Origin of the sequence: Gracilibacillus oryzae, assembly GCF_009498735.1 — a bacterium.
GTDB lineage: Bacteria > Bacillota > Bacilli > Bacillales > Amphibacillaceae > Gracilibacillus > Gracilibacillus oryzae.
Window position 1 is genome coordinate 417432 of record NZ_ML762424.1, and the last position, 2275, is coordinate 419706.

Genomic DNA, 2275 nt, shown 5'->3' on the forward strand with positions numbered 1-2275 from the left:
AATGCGGGCATGACCAAAAATTCCTGTCACATAAGCATTATATGTTGTTACTTCTTCACTCTTATTAACGACAAGGAAATCCACATCAGTTAATCCAACACTCTCGGTTAATTGCTCCATCTCTGTCCGCAACCCACCATTTTCTAATGTGTAAAATTTATCAAAAAGCGGGTCAATCCAGACCGGCTGAATAAAAACAAAAAAGATGGCAACAGGCACGATCGTGATCCATAACAGGATCCCCCATCTTTTTGGCCACTTTTCCATTAATACACAACAGAAGTATATCAAGAGAAAAAGCCCAAGAAATAATAAGCTTTTAGATAATAATAATTCCAGAAACCAGGAAAGAAACGATTGGGTTCTTGTCCCTTCATACCTTGAGATAAAATGCCAGATAATTTGAAAAGGAAGATGGACAAGCAAATCTAAAATGACAAGCAAACATGTAAATAAAAAGGATTGGAATAACCGTGAGTTATATTTCTCTATCCACTGATAACCACCTTTCTTTTTGAGCAGGACATATAATAATATGATCTGCAGTGGCAGCATCGCAAAATAAAACGCATGTGATAATGCACCATATCGCGAATCACTGAATGAATCAAGTGGATAGAAATAATAGAAGTAGAGAAATACTGCAGTTGCAAAGAACAAATAGCCAATTATTAACTTTTTCATAAATGACTCCCTTAATTTTATATCCTCAGCTTTGCCGCTACCTCTTGCAGCTAAACGAGCTTATAGTAAATTTTAGTAAAAAGACTGTCACCATTTTTATGTTGGAGACAGTCTGCTTCCTCTATCAGTATATTAATCCTACCAGGTCTTCTTTCGATATTTTTCCAAGGTAATGAGAAACATTCACTTCATCTAATGCCTGATCAATGGCCTGGCGTTCATAACGAACACCTGCTAATTTCTCCTCTAATTCAGCCACATCACCGATACCAAAGAAATCACCAAAAATTTTACATTGATCAATGATTCCTTTATTCACATCTAAACGCACATCCACTAATCCACCATCAAACTTATGAGAATGCTGGATATTGAATTTTGGTGATTTTCCATAATTCCAATCCCATTCTTGATAACGTTCTTTAGACAGTTCATGAATATTTGCCCAGTCTTCTTCTGTTAATACATATTGAGGAACATCTTCTACATTTTCCACATCAAATATATGGCGTAAAATGTGGTTTTTAAATTCAGCCATTGGTAGTTTTTCTTCCATAAACTCAGAGATATTGGTCACTCGGCTTCGAATTGATTTAATTCCTTTTGACTGTATTTTCTCTGTTTTTACTTTTAAAGATTTGACAACATGTTCTATTTCCGAATCATACATCAATGTACCATGACTAAACATTCTGCCGCGTGTAGTAAATTGGGCATTTCCCGATATTTTGCGTCCGTCTGCAACTAAATCATTTCGTCCTTTTAATTCAGCAGGAACACCAAGCGCACGCAATGCATCTACAACAGGCTCAGTGAACTTAGCGAAATTATGGAAGCTGTCTCCATCATCTTTTGTAATAAAGCTGAAGTTTAAGTTACCTTGATCATGATAAACAGCTCCACCGCCTGACAGTCTGCGCACAACATGAATACCATTTGCATCAACATAATCTGTATTAATTTCTTCAATTGTATTCTGGTTTTTCCCAATAATGATAGATGGTTCATTTATGTAAAATAACAGATAAGAATCTGTTTCTCCAAACTGTTTTAACACATATTCTTCGATCGCTAAATTTATATGAGGATCTGTTATGCCTTTATTATCAATAAATTTCATTTGAATCGCTCTCCTTATGTAATGATTGCTATTATCAATTAGTATAAAAGAATTAAGGAAATAATACAATTTTTTGAAATTGTACTAATACAAATTATTGATTTTTTCTTTTTGTTATAATACAATATAAATACGACACACTTCTTAAAAAGTGTGATTTGTGCGGAGAAGATATTGTAGATTTATAAACATGCTCCCTAACATGTTTACTGCAATCATCCCGCCATTTAACCTATTTGAAGTCTTTTACCCCTATCTCTTTCGTTCTTTTCATCCTTCTTATCCTGCTAAAAGAGGATGATGAACATTCCCATCCAATTAATCTGAGATATATGTAAAAGACAAGACACCTGCAGCTACTATTAGCTGCTTTTTTTATTGGAACAAAACAACACGGCCATTTAAATAAAAGAAGGAACATAACGTGAACTAAGATTCTCACTTATTACTTGCTTCAATGCCTTGACTCTC

1 protein-coding gene and 1 pseudogene are annotated in these 2275 nt (G+C 34.5%); both read right to left on the reverse strand.

Features of this window, described 5'->3' with window-relative positions:
- Positions 1-684: pseudogene (locus tag F9U64_RS22775) on the reverse strand (M48 family metalloprotease); the annotation flags it as partial.
- A 124-nt stretch (positions 685-808) separates the two neighbouring features.
- Entirely contained in the window at positions 809-1804 is a 996-nt protein-coding gene (locus F9U64_RS02080) for a lipoate--protein ligase (protein WP_153401172.1), read from the reverse strand.
- Positions 1805-2275 lie beyond the last annotated feature (471 nt).